The following is a 17,758-nucleotide window of genomic DNA, read 5'->3' as shown; positions in this document are numbered from 1 at the left end:
CACCACCCCCACCACCTGCACGTGATGCTGTTCCATCACCTTCAAGGCTCCCAACAGTGTGTCTGTGGGAAAAACTGTGGCGATGAAGGACGACAACGCTTCCCTGAACCCCCGGCCCTGCCCCATTTCCACGACCTCCCCGCGATGGACTTACATTCCCTGCAACTGTCTTGCCGTGCCGGGAAAGTCCGCCAGCGACACTCCGGCATCGGCCCGGCGTCGGGCGTAGAATGAAGGCGTGACATCACGACAGGCACCAGCACCCCGGTTGAGCCGGATGGCGGACCTCTTCACCAAGGCGGTCGAGCGGAGCAAGGAGGGGTTGCTGACCCTCAGCTTCAAGCCGGACGAGCTGTACCGGGTGCCCACGGACGACGGGGCGGCCATCGCACTGGGGCGCTATCACCCTCGGGGCGAGCGCCGGTTCGCGGAGCCTGTCCTCCTGTGCCATGGGCTGGGAGCCAACCGCTTCCACATGGACTTCAACGAGCAGTACAGCCTGGCGCGCTACCTGGCTCGGGCGGGGTTCGAAACCTGGGTCATCGAACTGCGCGGCCGGGGCCTGGCCGGGGCCTGCGCGGACTGGAATTTTGATGATCAGGCAGAACACGATGTGAGAACGGCTTTGCGCACTGTGATGTCCACCGGTGCCCAACAGGTCCTCTGGGTGGGCCACTCCAAGGGCGGTCTGATGCTCTACGCCCACCTGGCCCGCAACCCCCAGGCGCCGGTGAAGGCGGCGGTGTCCCTGGGCGCGCCCTTCACCTTCGCGGTGCAGCCGGGCCTGCGGGCGTTCGTTCAGCGGGTCGAGCCCGTGCTCAAGCTCAAGGTCATCCCCACCCGGCGTGTCACCAGCATCGCCTTCTTCGGGGCGCCCCCAGGGCCGCTCACCCGGTACATGATGCTGGCGGACAACATGGATCCGCAGGTGGTGCGCTGGGCGCTGGCCAACGTGCCCGCGGACGTGGCCGGGGGCGTGGGGCGGCAGTTCGCCCGGTGGATCACCACCAGTCAGTTCACCACCTTTGATGGGAGCTTCGACTACCGCGAGCCGCTCGCCGGGGTGCGGATTCCCTTCCTGCTCATCGCCGGCAGCCGGGACCTGCTCGCGCCGCCGCTGGCGGTGGCCCGGGCGAAGGAGCACCTGGGTGGCCCGGTGAAGATGCTGGTCGCGGGCCGGGGCCACGGCTTCGCGGCGGACTACGGCCACGCGGACCTCATCCTGGGCCGCAAGGCGCCGGACGAAATCTTTCCCCAGGTGGAGGCCTTCCTGTCCTCCAACGCCACCCCGCTCTAGGGCGCCCCTCCCTCCAGGGGCGCCGGTTGTCCGGGCCCGCCCGGCGTGCTACCCGGAAGGCCGCTCCATGGGCCCATCCGTTCGCTTCCCACCCCGGCCATGACGTCCCGCTTGAAAGCCCGGCGGCCCGGCACCACCGTGGAAGGTCCCCTGTCCCCTCCCCCGAGGCCCTCGCGCATGCGTCCCGCTTCCTTCCGCGCCTCCCTGTTGTCGTGGTCCGCTGCCCTCGCCCTCGGAGTCCTGGGGCTGACGGGCTGCCGGCCGCAGGCCCAGGAGGGGCCGGACCCCACGGTGGTGGCGACCGTGAACGGCGAGTCGCTCAGCCGGACGGACTTCGAACAGGAGCTGGCGCGGGAGCTGGCCACCACGGAGGGCCCGGAGCCCACGCCCGAAGAGGTGGAGCCCTTCAAGCGGGCGCTCGTGGACACACTGGTGAAGCGGATGCTGCTGCTCCAGGCCGCGAAGCAGAACAACATCGCCGTGACGCCCGAAGAGGTGGACCGGGGCGTGCTGCGGCTGTCCGGTGACTACCCGGCGGGCAACTTCAATGAGGTGCTCGCCCAGGGGCAGCTGTCCATGGCGGAGCTGCGCGCGCGCGAGGCGAGCCGGCTCACCATCGAGAAGCTCTTCACGAACCACGTCTATTCGCGCGTGGCGGTGACGGAGGAGGAGCTGCGCGCGTACTACGCGGCGCACGAGGCGGACTTCCAGGAGCCGGAGGAGGTCCACGCGGCGCAGATGGTGGTGAAGGGGTTGGACGAGGCGCGCAAGCTCCAGGTGCAGCTCAAGGCGGGCAAGAAGTTCTCCGACCTCGCGCGGCGCTACTCGCTCAGCGCGGACGCCAAGGTGGGGGGCGACCTGGGCTTCTTCCCCCGGGGACAGATGCCGCCGGCCTTCGACGAGGTGGTATTCCGGCTGGGGGTGGGGCAGGTTTCGGACGTGGTGTCCACGGAGTACGGCTACCACCTGTTCAAGGTGCTGGAGCGCAGGGCGCCGAGGAAGCGGGAGCTGGCGGAGGTGCGCTCGAAGGTGGAGGGGCGGCTGTTGGAGGCCAAGCGGGCGGCGGCGCAGGAGGCCTTCGAGAAGGAGCTTCGCGACAAGGCCCAGGTGGTGGTGAACGAGGCCACGCTGCAGACCATCCGCGGGCGGCCGGCGCCGCAGGCGGCGAAGTGAAGGACTTTTCCGGGGGCCAGCGGGTTGGCCCGGCCGGTGTCATGGTGTTCAAGAGGGTCGTTGCGATGAAGAACCTGGTGGCGTTCCTGGCGGCGGTGATGCTCCTGGCGGGGGGGACCTCCGCCCGCGCGGAGCTGGTGGACAAGGTGGCGGCGGTGGTGAACCGCGACGTCATCCCGCTGTCGGAGGTGCAGCAGCGCGCCGCGCCGGAGCTCCAGCGCGCGAACTCCGAGATTGATCCGCACAAGCGCGCCGAGGCCCGCGCGCAGCTGATGAAGACCGCGCTGGACACGCTCATCGGCGAGAAGCTGATGGAGGCGGAGGTCGCGCAGCTGGGCATCACCACCACCGAGGCGGAGGTGGATGAGCTGGTGCAGGACGTGCTCAAGCAGAACAACGTCAGCGACATCACCCAGTTCGAGCAGCTGCTCAAGAACGAGGGCTTCACGCTCGCCAGCTACAAGGACATGCTGCGCAAGCGCGTGGTGCGCGACAAGCTCCTGCGCATGAAGGTGGGCCCCAAGGTGAAGGTCACCGAGGAGGACCTGAAGGCCGCCTACACGCAGTACACGCGCATGGAGGGCGAGGACGTGGAGGTGCACGCCCGCCACATCCTGGTGCAGGTGGACGCCAAGGCCACGCCGGAGCAGGTGGCCGCCGCGAAGCAGAAGGCGGAGGGCATCGCGCAGGAGGCCCGCCGGCCGGGCATGGACTTCTCCGCCCTGGCGCGCGCCCGCAGCGAGGGCCCCAGCGCGTCCGACGGTGGCGACCTGGGCTACTTCAAGCGCGGCGTGATGGTGCCCGCCTTCGAGAAGGCCGCCTTCAACCTCAAGCAGGGCGAGGTGAGCGAGCCCATCCGCACCAACTTCGGCTGGCACATCCTGAAGGTGGAGGAGCGCCGCAACGTGTCCGTGGCCTCCTACGAGGAGATGAAGCCCAAGCTGGAGTCCAAGCTCCTCAACGACAAGACGGAGAAGTTCCTGGACCAGTACGTCCAGGAGCTGCGCTCGAAGGCCAACGTCGAAGTGAAGATGTGAGCCCGTCCCCGGTGACCACGGCGGACGCGCTGCCCCGCGTGGGCATCTCGCTGGGGGACGTGTCGGGCATCGGGCCGGAGGTGACGGCCCTGGCGCTGGCGAAGCCCTCGGTGCGCCGCGCGCTGGTGCCGGTGGTGTTCGGCGATGGCCCCACGCTGGACGGCTTCCCCCTCTTCCGCCGCTTCCCGCGCGTCGCCCTGGAGGAGCTGGGCCGCACGGTGGGGCCGGCGGTGGTGGAGGTGACGCGCCTCCCGGAGAAGCACCGCGTGCCGGGCAAGCCCACGCGCGAGGGTGGCAAGGCGCAGTACGCGTACGTGCGGGCCGCCATCGACGCGATGCGCGCGGGGACGGTGGACGCGCTGTGCACCGCGCCCGTGTCGAAGGAAGAAATCTCCCGCGCGGGCATCCCCTTCATGGGCCACACGGAGGTGCTGGCGGACGCGTTCGGCGTGGACGTGCTCATGATGATGGACGGGCCGCGCGTGCGCATCGCGCTGGCGACGAACCACGTCCCCATCTCCGAGCTGCCGAAGCTGCTGACGGTGGAGAAGCTGGTGGCGCAGCTCCAGCTCCTGTCGCGCAGCCTGCAACCGGTGGTGGGCCGCAAGCCGCGCATCGCCGTGCTGGGGCTCAACCCGCATGCGGGCGAGGGCGGGATGCTGGGGCGCGAGGAGGTGGAGGTGATTGGCCCCGCCATCCGCGCCGCCCGGGCGAAGCGGGTGGATGCGCACGGGCCCATCCCCGCGGACGGCCTGTTCGCCCGGCCCGACGAGGTGGGCGCGAAGTACGACGTGGTGCTGGCCATGTACCACGACCAGGGACTCATCCCGGCCAAGGCGCTGGACTTCGAGCGCACGGTGAACGTGACGCTGGGCCTGCCCGTGCCGCGCACGTCGCCGGACCACGGCACCGCCTATGCGATTGCCGGCACCGGGACCGCCAGCTGCGTGCCCATGATGGAGGCGCTGCTCAAGGCAGCCCGGCTTTCGACGGGCCCCGGGCGAGCTTCGCCTCCAGGTGCCGCGCCAGGTCCTCGCCGTCCTCCTTCGGGTCGATGAGCTTCGCGTGTGTCCCCCGCGCCGTGGCGTCGGGGACGACGAGCACGGTGACCTTCCCCGTGGGGCAGTGACCCAGACAGGACGCGGGGATGAGCTGCGTCCTGCCCGCCAGGCCGTGGGCCTTGAGGGCTTCGCGGACGCGGCGCGGAAGGTCCACCCCGCCCGCATCCACCGGCAGCCGCATCAGGCAACGGTGACACAGGTGCAACTCGATGGGGTCTGGGTCCTCCGCGGCCATGCCCCAATCTAACGCTGGAACCGCTTGTCGAGCTTGCGGAGCTGGCTCTCCCAGCCCATGGACGTCCGCTTCGTCCACTCCTCGCTGTGCATGGTGTCGATGGTCACGGTCATCCGCACGTTCCCACCTTCCGCGCGGAGCTCCACCACCGAGGAGACGTTGTACGGCGCGACGCCGGGGATGAAGTCCACCGCGTGCCGGTACGCGAGCCGGCTCTGGGGCGTCAGCTCCGTGTACGTCAGGCTGCTCGGGGTGGCGAGCGGCATGCCCGCCTGCTTCATGAAGGCGATCTGCTCCGGCGCGCTGGCGATCATGTCGTAGCGCAGCAGGCCGCCCGGGCGCGCGTCGAGCTCGTGCACCTTCACGGAGAAGCCCTCCGGGCCCCACCAGGACTCGAAGCCGTCCTTCGTCGTCCACAGCTCCCACACCTCTTCGAGCGTCGCGGGGTAGGTCCGGTCGAAGGTGACGGTGCCGCGCTTCGGGGTTTCGGTCTGGGTCGTCGTCATGGGGGCTCTTCCTCGGGCTTGGGGTTGGCCATGCGTGCCTTCCGTCTTCGCTCGAGCGCCTGACCGAACCGGTCGAGCCGCGCCTCCCAGAGGCCGCGATACCCGGTGACCCAGGCATCGAGCTCCTGAAAGGGCTCCGGACGCAGCGAATACAGCCGCTTCGTGCCCTCGGCGCGGACCTGCACGAAGCCCGCCTCCTGGAGGATCCCCAGGTGACGGGAGACACCCGACTGCTGGATGTCCACCCGGGCCACCAGGTCATTCACCGCCAGCTCACCGCCCTTCAGCGCCTCGACGATGCGGCGGCGCGTGGGGTCGGCCAGGGTCTGGAAGACGTCAACATTCATGGACGTGTATATACATATCCGTGAATGTTTAGCCTGTCCAGTGCCTTCCGGGCGGACTAGAAGACGAAGGGGAAGCGCACGGGGGCGTTCATGGCGACGCGGTGCACAGGGAATTTCCAGCCGCGCACCTGGTCCTCGATGCAGCCGGCGAGCGGGGAACCCTTCAGGGCCTCGGTCTCCATGGCCACGCCGGACACGGTGCCGGCGGTGTCCACGGACCAGCGCATCTGGAAGCGGCCGCCGTTCTCCAGGGCGGTGCCGGCCTTGAAGTTCTGGACGCAGGCGGCGATGGCGGGCTGGTTCGTGACGACCACGTTGGTGACGTCCGAGGGCGTGAGGCTCTCGCGCTCGGAGGTCGGCGCGGGCGGGACGTAGACGGTCTTCTCCTGGGCCTGCTTCCGGGCGGAGGCCTCCGGGGACTCCGCTTCGTCGGTGAAGCCCATCTCGCGGGCGAAGTCCTCGTCGAACTCGGACCCCGGCTGCGCGGCCTCCTCGGCCTCGGCTTCGGCGGCGGCCTGACGGGCCTGGGCCAGCTCCTCTTCGGAGATCTCTCCGCCAAAGGACATCTCGCGGACCTCGCCGGTGTCCTCGGGCGCTTCGAGCGTGGCCGCGCGCTGGGCCACGGGGGCCTTCTTCTTCGTCACCGGCGCGGACTGCGTGGACGGCGTGGGGTCCGGAGCCAGCGTGTGCAGGCCGGTGGTCAGACCCGCGCTCGCGGGGCCCGCGAGGACGGGCGTGTTCGGCGTGAGGGCCTGCGCGGCGCGCTGCGCATCCGTCAGCGCGGGCGTGTTCACGGCGCCCGCGATGGACTGCGAGAAGTCCGGCGTGCCGGGCGCGCCGAGGTGGGCCTGCGTGCCCATGAAGGACGGAGCGCCGGCCTGCGCGGCCGAAGTGCCCTGTTGAGCCGCCGCGACGCCCTGCGTGCCCGGAGCGCCGGCCTGCATGCCCACGACGCGCTGCGGAGCGCCCGTGACGGTACCGGCCAGGGCCTGCGCTTGCGGAGCAGGCTGCACGGCCCGCGGATCATCCTTCGACGTCAGGCGCAGGCCCGCGACGACGAGGAGGCCCGCGGCGAGCGCGCCCATGGCCACGGCGCTGACGAAGGACATGGGGCTCATGCCGAGGATGCGCGTGGACGCATCGGCGATGGCGGGCGGAGGAGGCTCGGGCGCCTCGGGGGCGTACGGCATCCACGGCTGCGGCGCGTAGGCTTCAGCGGGAGAGCCGGGCGTGGCCCAGGCGGGCGACGGCGCCGCGGGGCTCCACGACGTCACGGCGCCACAGGAGGCCTCCTGCTTTGACTCCTCCGCGCGCAGCCACTCCGGGATGACGAAGTTCGCGGCTTCGGCGGACAGCGTGAGCTGCGGCTCCGTGTTGTCGTTGGACGGAGGCGGCAGCGACTGCATCCAGGACTCTTCCGTCGAGGCCAGGTCGAGCAGCGTGCGCAGCGGGCCGGTCGCGAAGGACTCCGGCACGATGTCGTCGTCTTCAGAAGGCTCGGTGGAGAGCGCGAGGTCCAGGCACGCATCCAGCTCGGCATCGAAGGTCTCGGGGTCGCGGGAGAAGTCCGAACCGCCCACCTGCGCCCGCGAAGACACATCACCCGTCAGTAGCTCGCTCACGCCACCCTCCCCGCCGCCCGTACCGCGCCAGACCGCTCGACCACCCGACTGACTGCCAGGGGGCCGATGTTAGGGACGCCCCCGGTTCGCGCCACCGCGAGCGTCCAGCCGTGAACGCTTCAGCGGTCATTTGCCCGTGAACGAGGCCCGAAACGTACGGCCTCGCACTCCACACTGTACGCCGGTGTGCCGACAGGGCCGGGGTTTCCACCACCCGACCCGCCATGTCAGGTGCGGGCGGTAGACCGTCCGGGACCACCGGTCCCGCAATGAGCACGAAGCCCACCGCCACCTATACGGTCGAATTCCTCCAGACCGCCGTGAAGCAGCTCGCGACGGTGGATCCGGTCCATCAGCGCCGCATCGCGAAGCGGATCGACGCCCTGGCCACGGAGCCCCGGCCCATGGGTGCGGAGAAGCTCAAGGGGAGCGACTACCTGCGGATCCGCGTTGGCGACTACCGCGTCATCTACCAGGTCGAGGACGGCCGGCTCGTGGTGTTGATCGTCGAGCTGGGCCACTGGCGGGAGATCTACCGCTAGCCGGTTTCTTCGCCTTCTTCGCGAGCCCCAGCTCCGCCTTCACCTGCTTCCACGCGACGCGCGGCTGTCCCTCCGCCTCACGGCGCGCGGCATCCGCCTTCTGGATGTCCCGCCGGTCCTCCAGCGCCTCCAGCGCTTGCAGGTCCTCGAAGGGAATCACCGCGACCAGCTTCTTGCCGTGCCGGGTCAGCACGAGCCGCTCCTTGCCGTAGGCCGCACGGTTGAGCAGCTCCGCCAGATCGTCGCGCGCTTCGGTGATGCTGACTTCCATCATGGCCGTTCCTCAAGAAACGTACGTTCCGTACATATCATACGGAACGCACCGACACGGCGCTCCTGGCCCTGCGCGCAGGCCTCAGTACCGAGGGGCGCCCGGCTTGGGCATCAGGTTGCTGGGCGGGGCCTGGACTCCGTTCACGCGCAGGCCCGCGTGCATGAAGGACGGCGCTCCCTGGAGGAAGGCCGCCGGGAAGTCGAGCGTGGGCTGGGATTCGTCATCCAGCGCCTTCACCTGTTCGGGCGTGAGCTTCACGTCCAGCGCGCCCAGGTTGTTGTCCAGCTGCTCCAGCGTGCGTGCGCCCAGGATGGTGGAGGCCACGCCCGGCCGGCCCTGCACCCAGGCCAGCGACACTCGCGCCACCGTGGAGTTCTGCTCCTTCGCCACGCGCTGGAGCACGTCGATGAGCCTGTAGGTCTTCTCGTTGAGCGACGCCTCCGCCCACGCGCCCCGGTCCGCCTTCTGCTTGCCCGCGTTCTCCCGCGTGTACTTGCCGCTCAACACCCCGCTGCGCAGCGGCGACCACGGCGTCACGCCCAGCCCCAGCTCCCGCGCCATCGGGATGAGCTCGCCTTCCACCGTGCGCTCCAGCAGCGAGTACTCAATCTGCAACGCCACCAGCGGCGCCCAACCCCGGAAGTACGCCGTCACCTGCGCCTGCGCCACCTTCCACGCCGGCGTGTCGGAGAAGCCCACGTAGCGGACCTTGCCGGAGCGCACCAGGTCGTCCAGCGCTCGCATCGTCTCCTCGATGGGCGTGTTCGCGTCCCAGGCGTGCATCCAGTACAGGTCGATGTAGTCCGTCTGCAACCTGCGCAGCGATTCATCGCACGCCGCCATCACCGACTTGCGCCCCGCGCCGCCGCCGTTTGGATCCCTCTCGAAGAGGTTGCCGAAGAACTTCGTGGCAATCACCACCCGGTCGCGCTTCGCCGGGTGCTTCCCGATGTGCTCCCCGATGATCTTCTCCGCGTGCCCGAACGTGTACACGTTCGCCGTGTCGATGAAGTTCCCGCCCCGCTCGATGAAGCGGTCCATGATGGCGTTGGACGTCTCCACGCTGCTGCCCCAGCCCAGGTCCTCGCCGAACGTCATGGCGCCCAGGCAGAAGGGGCTGACGCGCAGGCCCGAGCGGCCCAGGGTGACGTAGTGGTCGAGCGACATGGAATGGATTCCCCCGTGAATGAAGAGCGCGGAGCCAATCCCAGACGCCTTCACCGCGCCAACCGCGCCTGCCCCGGACGTCCAACGCCAGACACGCTCCCGCGCCCATCCGATCTCCAGCGGACACCGGCGTGCCTCAACCCTCCCGGGGTTCCTCCAGCGCGCAGCCATACACCGGCGTGCCGCCGCCCTCGCTGTCCTCGCGCAGCACGCGCTCCAGCGCCTCGCGTCCCGGGCTGTCACCCACGTGTCCGCGCGCCACCGTGATGCCGCCGCTGAAGCGCAGACGCCCGTCCGCGCCGTAGAGCACCACGTGCCCGGAGGTCGTCGCGCCGAAGCGCTTCGCGTCCAGGCCCTCCGGGTCGCTCAGCACCGTGACGCCCGGGATGCTCGCGGCCGTGCGCCACAGGTCGCCCTGCTCCCAGCCGTCCTCCAGTCCCTCCGGACGCAGGAACAGGACGAAGGCGTCCGCGCGCCCGCCTCCGTGCGCCATCAGCTCCGCCAGCTCCGCCAGGCTCGCCCGCGTGCAGGTGCACTTCGGATGCGCGAGCATCACCAGCACCGGACGTCCGGCGTGACGCGCCAGCCGCGTTCCCTCCGGCCACGCCGCCACCGTCACGGGCGTGGCCCCGGGCGTGAGCGAGTACCGCGCCAGCGCCGCGACGCCCGTGCCGATTCCACCCAGCCACAGCGCTCCCGCGACCCTGAGCCAGCCGCGGGGGGAAGGTGCCTTCATTCCGAGCGACTCCCGGGAGGTGTCCGTCCCCCGTGACGCTAGCGGCTCCGGCCGTGGCGGTGTCGCGCCCTCCAGGGCCGGGTCAATGTCCAGCGTGCGGCAACGGCCCTCTCGCGAAGCTCAGCGGTGGTGCGCGTGCTGGCGGTCCGCATGGTGCTGCAGCTGGCGCCGCGCGGCCTCGAAGGCGTCGGTGACGGCCTGGTAGGCGTCCGCGTGGGCCGAGGGCTCCGCCGGTTCCCGGTCCGCGATGATGTCCCTGCCCGGCACGTGCAGCTCCACGCGGACGTGGAAGTGATGTCCTTGCGCGTGGTGCCGGTGCGGTTCCTCCACCACCACGTTGCAGCCGGTGATGCCGTCGAAGAACTGCTCCAGCTTGTCCGCCTGATCGCGGATGTGCTCGTTGAGGGTGTTGCTCGTCTCCATGCCCCGGTAGGTGATTCGCAGTGCGCGCTTCATCGTCCGCCTCGGGTAGGGCTCCGTGCTCTGGAGCCGGTGTGGATTCAAGGCATTGCATGGGCCCGGCCAGCGGCTGGAGCCCACGGAAACACCTATAACGGCCCCCTTTTCCTGGGGCACGACGGGACACGCGCCCCGGTGCGTGGGGCACGTTGACTCACGGCAGCTTGCGCAAGCGGGGCAGCAGCTCCGTCACCGGCCGCCCCAACTCCTCCGCGTCCAGGTACACCTGCACCGCGTGTCCCACGCCCTCCACCGGGGCGTCGAAGTAGTTGCGCTTGGTGGGCACCACCCACGCGAAACCCGTGCGCGGAAGGACGAAGCTGGGCGCGTTGCCGTAGGTGAGGAAGCCTCCCGTCCGCTCGCCCACCATCGGTGCGCCGGTGGCCCGGTGCAGGGCGTACGCGCCGCTCTCTCCCGACGACGCGGAGTCCCGGTCCACCAGCACCACGATGCGCCCCGTGAACGGCGTCTTCGCGTGGCCCTCCACGCGGCCGCTGTCGAACACGGGGCGCGAGGGCTCCGGCTTCACGGGCCACTTCGCTTGGATGGCTTCGCGCTCCGCTTTGGCTTCCGGCGTGTCCAGCCGTCCATCCATCGCCTGCCGCTGCACGCGCGAGTTCCATTCGAAGCACGGATAGAAGGCGCCGTGCATCCACACCTCTCCGGCAGCGAACCACGGCCCGCGCACCATCGCGTCCAGCCATTCGTACACGTAGCCGTCGTTGCCGCCGCTGTTGCCGCGCAGGTCGAACACCAGCAGCTTGTGCTTGCGGTGCTTCGGCGCGTCCGCGACGAACTGGCGCAGCCCGGCCTCCGCTTCCGGTGGGCCGGAGAAGCGGCGGAGGGTGATGATGCCCACGTCGCCCTTCGGCTCGTAGGCGTAGATGTCCTTTGGCACGGACTCCCGTGCCGGGCGCGGGGGCCGGACCTTGAGCGGCAGGGACGTGTCGCCGCACCGGAGCGTCCGCGCATCACCTCCGCCTCGAGCGGACACGGTGAGCCGCTGCCCCCGCGAGCCATCCGGCTTCAGCACCGGCGCCACCCGCAGCGTGTCCACCTGCGCGCCCGTCACGCTGTTCGCGTCACAGGACGCAAGCGCGAGCCCTGGGGGCGCATCAGCCTGGTACTCGCGGAAGGCGAGCCGTGGCTCCTCGCGCAGCAGGCTCAAGAGGCCGGAGGGACCGAAGTGGTTGTCCGTCAGCGCCTCGCGGACCGCGAGGGTCGGGGCGAGCACACCGTCCTGGAAGGACACGGTGGGCCCGGACGCGGCGACCTTGGCGCTCCAGTCCTGGAAGAAGGCATCCGGATCAAACGTGCGGTGCGCGAGCAGCTCCGGCCACCCGGAGTACGTGGTGCGCAGGAGCTGGTGCAGGAAGCGCACGTCCTCCGCCAGCGCGGCGCTGTCCACGCGCGTGTCGGGCGTGGGCTTGGGGCGGCGGAAGGCCTCGCGCAGCACGGGGCTCGCCGGGTCGTAGCAGTACGCGGCGCCCGTGGTCCGCGAGTCCAGATAGGGGGAAGCGGGCGCCGCCGTCAGCAGACCGCCCACCAGAAGGAAGAGATGCATGCCTGGACTACGATACGGCCCTTCTCGCCATTGCCCTGCTGCGATGCTCAGCGACTGGCGGTGAAGCGGCCTCGCGCGAGGAAGACGTGCGCGTCGTCGATGAGCACCTGCGTGTCCGGCCCCGAGCGCCATATCTTGATGAGCGCCTCCATGCGTCCGGGAGACAGCGGCCAGCTGCTGCCCAGGGGCGGCTTCTCCACCAGCACCTGGTCGTAGACGAGGTCGTCGGACTGCGGCCCGCCCACCGCGAAGACGTCGTCCCGCGCGCCCACCTCCGCGACGAGGTTGCCTTCCAGCAGCACCCTGCCGCCCGGGTTTGCATCAAGGACCTCCAGCGCATGCTGGACGCTCGCGAGGCGCGGGCCCGTGGCCGGACAGTGCGCAGGGAAGACCTCCGGCGTGAAGACGGTGCGCCACGCGGCGCGCGCGGTGTTGTCGTTGGTCGTGTAGAGCAGCAGCCCCGTCGTCACCAGCACCCAGGCCGGTGGACGGTGCTGACGCAAGAGCGGCAGGAACACCATCACGACAGCGGCCATGAGGGGCGCGCCGTACTGGAACCGCCACGCCATGCCCGTGAAGCGGATGGCCAGCATGGGCAGGAGCAGCGCCAGCCACAGCGGATCCGGCCTCCACTTGCGGCGCCATGCCCAGAGGCTCAAGGGAACGAAGGCCACCAGCAACGTGCCGATCCGCGACAGCTGCTTTCCGGCAAGCCGCTCGCGCAGGTACGCGCCCCACCCCTGCCCGGGTTCCGGCAGCAGCCGTGAGCGGTAGTCCACCGTCTGCCCCAGCCACCCCGCGCGGCCCAGGAACACGAACGCGAGCCATGCCGCGGACAGCGCGAACACCGCCAGCGCGGCCCGCCGCTCGCCGCGCAGCCACAGCCCTCCGGCGAGCACCAGGCCCACGAAGGGGAACTCCTCCTTGCACGCGAACAGCAACACCAGCGCGCCCAGCATCCACCCCGTGCGCTTGAGGCCGTACGCCACCGCGAGCCACGCCCACGACAGCACCGCCCACGTCGTGGGATGGATGGGAAAGGTGAGCGCGGCCGTCGTGCCGGGGTTGAACAACAGCAGCGCGCCCAGGAGCGCGGTGGAGGCCCGGTCCAACAGCCCCCGCGCCTGAAGCCACACCAGCGGCGCGAGCGACAGCAGGACGAAGCCCCCTTCCGCCACGAGCCCCGCCCACTTCGCGGGCAGCACCGCCACCCACGGACGGGCCAGCCACAGCACCGGGTCGAAGTGGTCCGCGAACACATGGACCTGCCGGACGCTGAGCCAGGGGTTCGGGTCGTGGAAGGACAGCCGCGCCAGGGCCTGGGTGTAGATGCCCAGGTCGTAGCTCGCGAAGCAAAGGCGCGCGGCCTGGAGCCACACCGGCACCACGACGAGCCCGAGCCAGAGCAGCACCAGGCCCGGCAGCACGAGCAGGCCCCACCCACGCTGTCGGACCGGAGCGTTCATCGCGGACGCGCGGCTTCTAGCGCGCATCCGCCGGGGACGCGATGACTGTCAGTCAGCTCGGCGACGGGATGGGGGCGCGGCCGGGCTCCACGACCTGCGGTCCCCGCCCGGGCAGCTGGACGTCGGACTCGGCGTCGGCCTCACGCTGCTGACGCTTCGCCAGCATCTGCGCCTGCGAACGGGTGCGGTGCAGACTTTCGCCCAGCCATTCATAGGCCCGGTGAAGGTAGAAGGACGCGCCGCTCAGGGCGAAGATGGAGGCCACGAAGCGCGTCTCCCGGGGACGCAGCGTGGCGGAGATGAGGAAGGACGCGGCCACCCAGGGGCTCAGGCAGAAGGGGCAGTCCACGAGCTCGCCCATCACGCGACGGAACCCCGTGCCACGCGCCTGCTCACTCACCTCGCCCGCGCTGGCGTTGCCCTTGAACCGCGTGAACGGGGCGCGCACCACCGCCGTGACCTTGTCCGCCGCCACCACCCGGGTGACGACGTGCGTGGCGGCGCCAAGCAGCGCGAGGTCGGGGCCACTGAACCGCTCGGGGAGGCTCCGTCCCGACGCCCCCATCCAGCCCAGGAAGCCCAGCACCGTCGTGCTGAAGGTCCCCAGCAAGATGGCGTACGAGCCCAGCGGATGGGTCTTCTCCGAGTCATACCCTTCGAACGGTCCCGTCTCCTGAAGCGCTTTCATGAGATGCACAGCCTCCGTGCCGCGAAAGCTGTGCATTCCCCCTGGCCTCAAGCATCCAGGCGGACAGGCGCGCGGGCACTCGCCCCAGCGCGGCCCTACCCCACCGCCGTCATGTCCAGGACCGCGGCCCCGCGCACACGTCCTTCGCGCAGGGCCTGGAGCGCCTCGTTCGCGGCGGACAGGGGAAACGCCTGGACCTCCGTCCGCACGGGCACGCGCGGCGCCAGCGCCAGGAAGTCCATCGCGTCCTGGCGCGTGAGGTTCGCCACCGAGCGCACCTGCCGCTCCTCCCACAACACCGAATAGGGGAAGGACGGGATGTCACTCATGTGGATGCCGCCGCACACCACCACGCCGCCCTTGTCCACGGCCCTGAGCGCGGCGGGGACCAGCGCGCCCACGGGCGCGAAGAGGATGGCCGCGTCCAGCGGCTCCGGCGGTGGCGTGTCCGAGCCTCCCGCCCACTGCGCGCCCAGCTCGCGCGCGAACGCCTGGCCCTTCGCGTCGCCCTCGCGCGTGAAGGCATACACGCGGCGCCCCTGGTGCCGGGCCACCTGGATGAGGATGTGCGCGGCGGCGCCAAAGCCATACAGCCCCAGCCGCTGGCCCTCTCCCGCCATGCGCAGCGCGCGGAAGCCAATGAGCCCCGCGCACATCAGCGGCGCGGCCTCCACGTCGCGACAGGCCGCCGGCAGCGGGAAGCAGAAGCGCGCATCCGCGACGGTGTACTCCGCGAAGCCGCCGTCCAGGTCGTAGCCGGTGAAGCGCGCCGTGTCGCAGAGGTTCTCCCGGCCGGAGCGGCAGAAGCGGCACTGCCCGCAGCTCCACCCCAGCCACGGCACGCCCACGCGCTTTCCTGGAGCGAAGCCCTCCACCCGCGCGCCCGTCCCCACCACCGTGGCCACGATTTCGTGGCCCGGCACCAGCGGCAGCTTCGGGCGCGTCAGCTCTCCATCCACCACGTGCAGGTCGGTGCGGCACACCGCGCAGGCATGCACCTTCAACAGCACCTGCTCCGGCCCGGGCTCCGGGATGGGCCGCGTCTCCATCCTCAAGGGCTGTCCGGGTGCGTGGAGCACCATCGCCCGTTGGGTCCCCGCCATGGCCTGCCTCCCCACCCGCGTTGTCCGCGGGTGACGAGGACAATCTGGTCAGTGCCAGTTGACCCGGCCGCTGCCGTTGACCCGCACCTGGGTCGACTGCGCGTGGCCGTACAGGTCCACGTTCCCTGACGAGTCGAGCGTGATGGCCGCTCCGCCCCCATCCACGTACGCGGCCATGGTGCCCGAGCCCCGCGACGTGAGGTTCACGTCCACGGCCCGGAGGCCCGGGGCCCCGATGCCACCGCTGCCGTCCAGCCAGGCCTCGAGCCGGTTGGTGACTCCCGTGAGCGTCATGAAGCCGGAGCCATCCGTGCGGGCGCGCACCTGCTTCGCGGCCCCTGCCCACTTCAGATCACCGGAGCCGGTCTGGGACAGGTCCACCCACTCGGCCAGGCCTTCGCCCGCCGTGCACAGCTCCATGTCTCCGGAGCCGCTGAGCTTCGCATCCAGGGTGCGCACGCCGCCGCAGAAGCTCAGCGAGCCGGAGCCCTTCGCCACGAGCCGCACGTCCTCCTTCACGTGCTCGAAGCCCTCCACGCGCAGGGAACCGGAGCCGTCCTGCGTCGCGCCCACCATGCGCGGCACCAGGACCTCCACCCGCGCCGGGCCCCGCGGCGCGAACGAACCGTCCGTCTCGATGATGAGCGTGTTGCCCGGGGACACGAAGGTGCGCACGCGGTGCTGGAGGTTCTCATCCAGCGTGACCTTCACGTCCGGCACCTCGCCCTCGCGAATCACCACCTCCATCGAGCCCCGGTTCTCCACGGTGAGGAAGTCCGCCGCCGCGCGCGCTTCCGTGACGGTGTTGCCGTCGCCCTGCAGCTCATCGGTGAAGTAGCAGCCGGACATCAGCCCCGCGCCCAGCACGGCCCACCCCAAACGGTTCCACATGATTCCCTCCCGGACTTCGAATCGAATGCCTCGTTAGAGCTGCACGCCCAGCAGGACGCCCGGCCACACGCGCACGGTGGTGCGGCCCCCGTCGGAGACGCTGCGCCACTCCGGCCCGATGCCCAGCTCTTCCCATCGGTCCCCGTTGTCCCAGGTCACGAGCGTGTTGCCGGTGACGCCGCCGATGAGCGCGAACCGCTTCGCCACCTGCCAGCCCGCCACCAGCCGCAACTGTCCCAGCACATTCAGGCCGTCGCCATCGCGGAAGAGGTTGTCGGCGTGGACGCTGCTGCCAATGACGTCCAGGTCGAAGAACAATGGCCCCGTGGGGATGTGCGCACCGAAGCCCATGCCGGCCACGTAGCGGCGGCGGTGTGTGTCCGTGCCCGGGTTGAAGCCCAGCGTCAGCAGCGTGTGGAAGTGCCGGCCGCCGAACTTCACCGCGACGTTGGTGTACGCGAGGTCGCTGGCCCACACCTGCACGTTGGCCTGACCGTTGCCAATGAAGCTGAGCAGGCCCAGCGCCTCGCCCTGGGATTCGCGCGCGACGTTGATCAACCCCAGCTGGAGGCCGTCCGCCTTCCCCGCGATGTTGACCAGCCCCACCTGCGCGCCGGACACGTCTCCGCCCACGTTGAGCAGCGACAGCTGCGCACCCTCCATCCGGCCCGCGTAGTTGAAGCCCGCGGACGCCTGGAGGCCCGACATGGACGGGGCGAGGTTGGCGCCGGCCGCGGCCTGCACGCCCTTGAGCGGCGCGGTCGCGATGTTCGCGCCCACCGTGAACTGGCCGCCCACGCCGCCCGAGCCCGCGATGTTCGCGCCCACGGAGAACTGTCCACCGGACAGCGCGCCGCCCACCACGTTGCCGCCCACGGCGAACTGGCCCGCCGCCGCCGTGCCCTTCACCACGTTGAGGCCCACCGCGGACTGGAGGCCCTCCAGGTCCCCCGTGACGACGTTGCCACCCACGGCGAACTGCGCGCCGGACGCGGGGCCGCGCACCACGTTGGCTCCGAGCGTGAGCTGCGCGCCGGACAGCTCGCCCACCCAGTTCGCGCCCAGCGACAGCGCGATGCCGTCCACCCGCTTCGCATGCGTGCCCAGCGCACCGAGCGCGAACGTGGTCACCACCCGCTCCGTGGCCGTGCCCGCGGTGCTCACGTGCGGCATGGCCATCAGCACCACCGGGACACGAATCTCCTCCGTGTCCGTGCGCTGGGCCACGGTGGCGGCCCGAGCGGGCTCACCGCCCGTCGCGGCCTCCACGAGGGGCGCGGGGGACAGCGCCGGGAGTGGAACCGCGACGGCCCCCGGAGGCGGTGCTTCCTGCACGGGAGCCGGATGCGGCTCCGAAACGGCGGTGCCTTCCGTCCGCTCCTCGGCTCCGGCCGCTCCCGCCGCCACCGCGACCATCACCCCGACACACACCGCGACGTTGCGCTTCATCGCCTGGACCTTCCTCAAAAGGGATTCGGCGAAGGGAACACCGGTGCCTTCCAGAACTGTCACCTGCCCGTCTTCGCCCCTTCCGAAACCCGGTGCCCGGCGCCCCCGGCCGCTACGCTTCCCCCATGCGCCCGTCCCGTC

Annotated in this window: 19 protein-coding genes; 5 read left to right on the top strand and 14 right to left on the bottom strand. The window is 70.7% G+C overall.

Annotated elements, in window-relative coordinates; translation table 11 throughout:
* The first annotated feature begins 277 nt into the window (after positions 1-277).
* The 4 genes from D7W81_RS29720 to pdxA all read left to right on the top strand — a co-directional run bounded on the left by D7W81_RS29720 (position 278) and on the right by pdxA (position 4,565).
* Positions 278-1,297 carry an alpha/beta fold hydrolase gene (locus D7W81_RS29720; RefSeq protein WP_120558772.1) on the top strand — a complete coding sequence of 340 codons (1,020 nt, stop codon included), beginning with the start codon at positions 278-280 and terminating at the stop codon, positions 1,295-1,297.
* A gap of 177 nt (positions 1,298-1,474) precedes the next feature.
* Entirely contained in the window at positions 1,475-2,470 is a 996-nt protein-coding gene (locus D7W81_RS29715; protein WP_120558771.1) for a peptidylprolyl isomerase, read from the top strand.
* Positions 2,471-2,535: 65 nt separating this feature from the next.
* Complete coding sequence (locus tag D7W81_RS29710; protein ID WP_120558770.1) at positions 2,536-3,507, top strand: peptidylprolyl isomerase; 972 nt, start codon at positions 2,536-2,538, stop codon at positions 3,505-3,507.
* The gene (pdxA, locus tag D7W81_RS29705) at positions 3,504-4,565 is read left to right on the top strand and encodes a 4-hydroxythreonine-4-phosphate dehydrogenase PdxA (RefSeq protein WP_244227515.1); all 1,062 of its coding nucleotides are present in this window, start codon (positions 3,504-3,506) and stop codon (positions 4,563-4,565) included. The genes D7W81_RS29710 and pdxA overlap by 4 nt, the downstream gene beginning before the upstream one ends.
* Here the strand turns inward: pdxA and D7W81_RS29700 are convergent.
* Genes D7W81_RS29700 through D7W81_RS29685 form a run of 4 tightly spaced genes read right to left on the bottom strand, consistent with a single transcriptional unit; the run spans position 4,477 to position 7,278 of the window.
* Positions 4,477-4,803, bottom strand: a complete 327-nt coding sequence (locus D7W81_RS29700; RefSeq protein WP_120558769.1) for a hypothetical protein — start codon at positions 4,801-4,803, stop codon at positions 4,477-4,479. The genes pdxA and D7W81_RS29700 overlap by 89 nt on opposite strands.
* A gap of 8 nt (positions 4,804-4,811) precedes the next feature.
* Positions 4,812-5,309 (bottom strand): SRPBCC family protein, encoded by a 498-nt coding sequence (locus D7W81_RS29695; RefSeq protein WP_120558768.1) that lies wholly within the window; start codon positions 5,307-5,309, stop codon positions 4,812-4,814.
* Positions 5,306-5,656: an ArsR/SmtB family transcription factor gene (locus tag D7W81_RS29690; protein ID WP_120558767.1), complete on the bottom strand. Its 351-nt coding sequence runs from the start codon at positions 5,654-5,656 to the stop codon at positions 5,306-5,308. The genes D7W81_RS29695 and D7W81_RS29690 overlap by 4 nt, the downstream gene beginning before the upstream one ends.
* 56 nt (positions 5,657-5,712) lie before the next feature.
* Positions 5,713-7,278, bottom strand: a complete 1,566-nt coding sequence (locus D7W81_RS29685; protein ID WP_147445662.1) for an AgmX/PglI C-terminal domain-containing protein — start codon at positions 7,276-7,278, stop codon at positions 5,713-5,715.
* A 269-nt stretch (positions 7,279-7,547) separates the two neighbouring features.
* Here D7W81_RS29685 and D7W81_RS29680 point away from each other — a divergent pair, with 269 nt between their 5' ends.
* Positions 7,548-7,820 carry a type II toxin-antitoxin system RelE family toxin gene (locus D7W81_RS29680; RefSeq protein ID WP_120558765.1) on the top strand — a complete coding sequence of 91 codons (273 nt, stop codon included), beginning with the start codon at positions 7,548-7,550 and terminating at the stop codon, positions 7,818-7,820.
* Here D7W81_RS29680 and D7W81_RS29675 read toward each other — a convergent pair.
* The 10 genes from D7W81_RS29675 to D7W81_RS29630 form a co-directional block, all read right to left on the bottom strand.
* Positions 7,744-8,094 carry a type II toxin-antitoxin system Phd/YefM family antitoxin gene (locus D7W81_RS29675; protein WP_120558764.1) on the bottom strand — a complete coding sequence of 117 codons (351 nt, stop codon included), beginning with the start codon at positions 8,092-8,094 and terminating at the stop codon, positions 7,744-7,746. The genes D7W81_RS29680 and D7W81_RS29675 overlap by 77 nt on opposite strands.
* 81 nt (positions 8,095-8,175) lie before the next feature.
* On the bottom strand, positions 8,176-9,261 hold the full coding sequence (locus D7W81_RS29670; protein WP_120558774.1) for an aldo/keto reductase: 1,086 nt from the start codon (positions 9,259-9,261) through the stop codon (positions 8,176-8,178).
* 136 nt (positions 9,262-9,397) lie between these two features.
* Positions 9,398-9,997 carry a thioredoxin domain-containing protein gene (locus tag D7W81_RS29665; protein ID WP_120558763.1) on the bottom strand — a complete coding sequence of 200 codons (600 nt, stop codon included), beginning with the start codon at positions 9,995-9,997 and terminating at the stop codon, positions 9,398-9,400.
* Positions 9,998-10,117: 120 nt separating this feature from the next.
* Positions 10,118-10,453: an HPF/RaiA family ribosome-associated protein gene (locus D7W81_RS29660; protein WP_120558762.1), complete on the bottom strand. Its 336-nt coding sequence runs from the start codon at positions 10,451-10,453 to the stop codon at positions 10,118-10,120.
* A 157-nt stretch (positions 10,454-10,610) separates the two neighbouring features.
* The gene (locus tag D7W81_RS29655; protein ID WP_158621720.1) at positions 10,611-12,020 is read right to left on the bottom strand and encodes a S41 family peptidase; all 1,410 of its coding nucleotides are present in this window, start codon (positions 12,018-12,020) and stop codon (positions 10,611-10,613) included.
* Positions 12,021-12,067: 47 nt separating this feature from the next.
* Entirely contained in the window at positions 12,068-13,486 is a 1,419-nt protein-coding gene (locus tag D7W81_RS29650; protein ID WP_244227514.1) for a DUF2079 domain-containing protein, read from the bottom strand.
* A gap of 52 nt (positions 13,487-13,538) precedes the next feature.
* Positions 13,539-14,174, bottom strand: a complete 636-nt coding sequence (locus tag D7W81_RS29645) for a DUF1360 domain-containing protein (RefSeq protein ID WP_120558773.1) — start codon at positions 14,172-14,174, stop codon at positions 13,539-13,541.
* Positions 14,175-14,269: 95 nt separating this feature from the next.
* Positions 14,270-15,277 carry a zinc-dependent alcohol dehydrogenase family protein gene (locus tag D7W81_RS29640; protein ID WP_120558759.1) on the bottom strand — a complete coding sequence of 336 codons (1,008 nt, stop codon included), beginning with the start codon at positions 15,275-15,277 and terminating at the stop codon, positions 14,270-14,272.
* A 48-nt stretch (positions 15,278-15,325) separates the two neighbouring features.
* On the bottom strand, positions 15,326-16,168 hold the full coding sequence (locus D7W81_RS29635; RefSeq protein WP_120558758.1) for a GIN domain-containing protein: 843 nt from the start codon (positions 16,166-16,168) through the stop codon (positions 15,326-15,328).
* 33 nt (positions 16,169-16,201) lie between these two features.
* Positions 16,202-17,617, bottom strand: coding sequence for a hypothetical protein (locus tag D7W81_RS29630; RefSeq protein ID WP_120558757.1), 1,416 nt, complete (start codon positions 17,615-17,617; stop codon positions 16,202-16,204).
* Positions 17,618-17,758: the final 141 nt, after the last annotated feature.

Origin of the sequence: Corallococcus aberystwythensis (genome assembly GCF_003612165.1) — a bacterium.
Lineage (GTDB): Bacteria > Myxococcota > Myxococcia > Myxococcales > Myxococcaceae > Corallococcus > Corallococcus aberystwythensis.
This window is presented reverse-complemented; position numbering and strand designations above follow the sequence as displayed.